The organism is Candidatus Cloacimonadota bacterium (assembly GCA_011372345.1).
Classification (GTDB): domain Bacteria; phylum Cloacimonadota; class Cloacimonadia; order Cloacimonadales; family TCS61; genus DRTC01.
Genome location: DRTC01000424.1, coordinates 1 through 2837, shown reverse-complemented (window position 1 = coordinate 2837; position 2837 = coordinate 1). Strand labels below are relative to the sequence as shown.

Annotated in this window: 1 protein-coding gene and 1 tRNA gene; one reads left to right on the top strand and one right to left on the bottom strand. The window is 37.6% G+C overall.

Annotated features, from left to right (window positions below):
• A partial coding sequence (locus ENL20_08240) for a hypothetical protein (protein HHE38545.1) occupies nt 1-2314 on the bottom strand: 2314 nt, incomplete at its 3' end.
• Between the two features lie 308 nt (nt 2315-2622).
• Between ENL20_08240 and ENL20_08235 the strand changes: the two genes are divergently transcribed.
• Nucleotides 2623-2696: transfer RNA gene (locus ENL20_08235), tRNA-Pro, on the top strand.
• The last annotated feature ends 141 nt before the right edge of the window (nt 2697-2837 follow it).

The following is a 2837-nucleotide window of genomic DNA, read 5'->3' as shown; positions in this document are numbered from 1 at the left end:
TACTTTTCCAGATAGATCCGTCTATTTGCAGAGGATATCCAGGAAGTTGTCCGGCATTGGAATTCAGCAGACTTATATCAGCAAATGCATTAATTATCATCACTTCTTTTGATCCGTTTTCATCAAAATCAGTGATGATGGGATTGGAAGTGATTCCGCAATTGCAGTTCCAGGGCCAGTTCTGCTGGAAGAGAGAAACTTCAAAATGCAGATTATAAGTTTTTGTGAAAATAATGTTTCCTGCAAATTCAGAATTAACTTCCAGAGAAAATTCATAGGAATCATAATTACAATCCTGCGGAATCTGAATAATAAAAGGAGAAGAACCAAGGTTATTTCCGTTTGCGATATTTCCGTAAAAAGCATAATCCTGGATGACATTAATGGTTTCATCTTCAAATTCGACAGTTGCGGAAACATCCGTGGCATCCGCCCAACCTTCCAGATTTTCCAAACTGATATAAATCTCTATTGTTTCTCCGGGATTAATAATTCCATCACCATCACCCTGAACATCATCATAAACTACTTCAGCGGGTTGGATGAAGGGAAAATTACCGTTCGCTTCCTTGACCTGTACCGAAGGATCTCCAAATAATACCAGTTCATAATGAACCCAGCGCAGATAAACATTTTCCAGCGCCTGATTAACCATTACAATACGGGAATCTGCAAGAGCTTTTCCCAATTCGCGAATATTATCATTGAAAATCGCTTCAAAAAAAGTAATATCATACGGTTGAGAAGGACCGTTCGTATCACCGGGACTATACCAGCCATAACGAGTATTCCCTACAAAAGCAAATAGTCCTTTTTGTCTGATCACCAGGTTTTCCGCAATCGATTCGCTCTGATGACTCGTTGCTTCGTCAAAGGCAGCAGGATAGCACCCCTGAGAATAAGCAAAACCGTATTCTGTATTGGTGTAGGAACTAACCGAACCGGAATTCTGCCCGAATACAATAGATTCATTGGAATGTCCCATATGATTGATAATATGCAAACCGGAATCTATGGCATTTTTCACTGCATTTCCGCTATAAGTTCCTTCTCTGTCGTAAAGCGTAAAAATATGATAATCATTTGTCATGGAGGGCACACTTTCCGCAACTTCATCTTTATAATCTCCGCCCCAGGTAAGCGGATCCCAATTCAAATTCTCTCCAACCAGATAAACAATATCATTTCCTACAGTTGCATCTTCTACATAGGAATAGGTTTTATCAAAGAAGTTGGAAAATTCTGCTTCCGTTTCCGCAGGAATCCTGGCTATGGAAATTTCCGGAAGCAGATCTACATTATCTTCAACTTCCCCGAAAACATCGTTTCCATTTCCGTCCCAATCATTATCAAGACAACTGTAATAAAGATCACAAGGCAGGTTATGATCGACAGTTCCGTGTCCGGTATTGATATAAACTCCGCGAATAGGAATGATCTCGTCATCACCTCCAAGAATAACATGTTCGAGTGGAAATTCCGTTCCTGCATAAGCGAGATAAGCATAATTAATAAAATCCTTTATCTTTTCAGCATTATCCCTGCCGGTCATCGAGTCGTAAATTTCTGAAGTATAGAACACTTTTGTTTTCACTCCTCTTTCATTTTTCCATTCTACAAATTCGGAAAGAAACGGCTCGATATCTTCATTCGTGATAATTATCATGGAATAAGGATCAGATGGATCAGGCAGATCTCTCTCGAGATTTACAGAATGTTTGCGATAAGTAGTTAATGCTTCGGGATTTTCTACAAACCTTGAAATCGTGTTTTCCGTTCTTTCATTTTTAAGTAAATATTTATTCTGCTCTTCATATAATAAATGATCAAATTCAGTAATGACCAATATTTCAGCTTTCTCATTCCAGATTATTTCAGCTTTTTGTGGATTATATTTAAATGGATAAAGATTTATCAGAAGAAACTCGAAACCGTTCAATCGCTGCGTTCCTAAAATATTATATTCATCTTTCGGGAAAAATTCATCATTTCCATAAACAGTCCAATCTTCAGGAATTTCCGGTATTTTGAAAGCACCGGAGATTGGTTGGATCTGCCTGCAAGGTTCAATGTAAATATTCTCAAGAGAACTTCTATTTTGTTGAAAAACTACTTCGACAGAATTTACTTTTTCCCCCATCGGTAAAAGGATTTTTACAGGAATATATGGGATTTTTGGTTGACCTGATGTCAACAAAGTTGGCAAGTCGTTAGCAAAGGAGTTCTCTTTAATAACAGGAGATTCGATATTAATCTCAATAGAAATTAGTAAAACAGATAACAGTAAAAAACATAAAATCATTTTAATTTTCATAAATATCTCCAATTTTTTATTTTATTTGGAGAAACTCTGCAATTTCAGTTCCACATCAGGTCAAGAAAAATTATAAAACGGTATTAAACTCATCCTGCTTGTCAGGGCGAATCCGGCAACTGCCGAAGAAGACTTGCTGTCCTTCTCTAAGAGAGAAGGAAAATAAGAAAAGCAAGAAGAATTCATTCGGGAAATATTTGATAATTGTTTTAAAGTCTTTTTTCCTTTTAATCCGTGTAAATCCGTGAGCAGAAGAATCCGAAAGCGAATCATTGACAACAAATACGATTTTCAAATTTTTGCACCAGCGGGATGTAGCGCAGTTCGGTAGCGCGTTCGGTTCGGGACCGAGAGGTCGCAGGTTCAAATCCTGTCATCCCGATATTTTTCTATAGCCACAAGAATGCACAAAATAGCACAAAAAAATAAGATAAAAGAATTGACATTACCGAGAGGTCGTCCCGATGCAGATTGGGATCATCCCGATTTTTTTCTATAGCCACAAGAATGCACAAAATAGCAC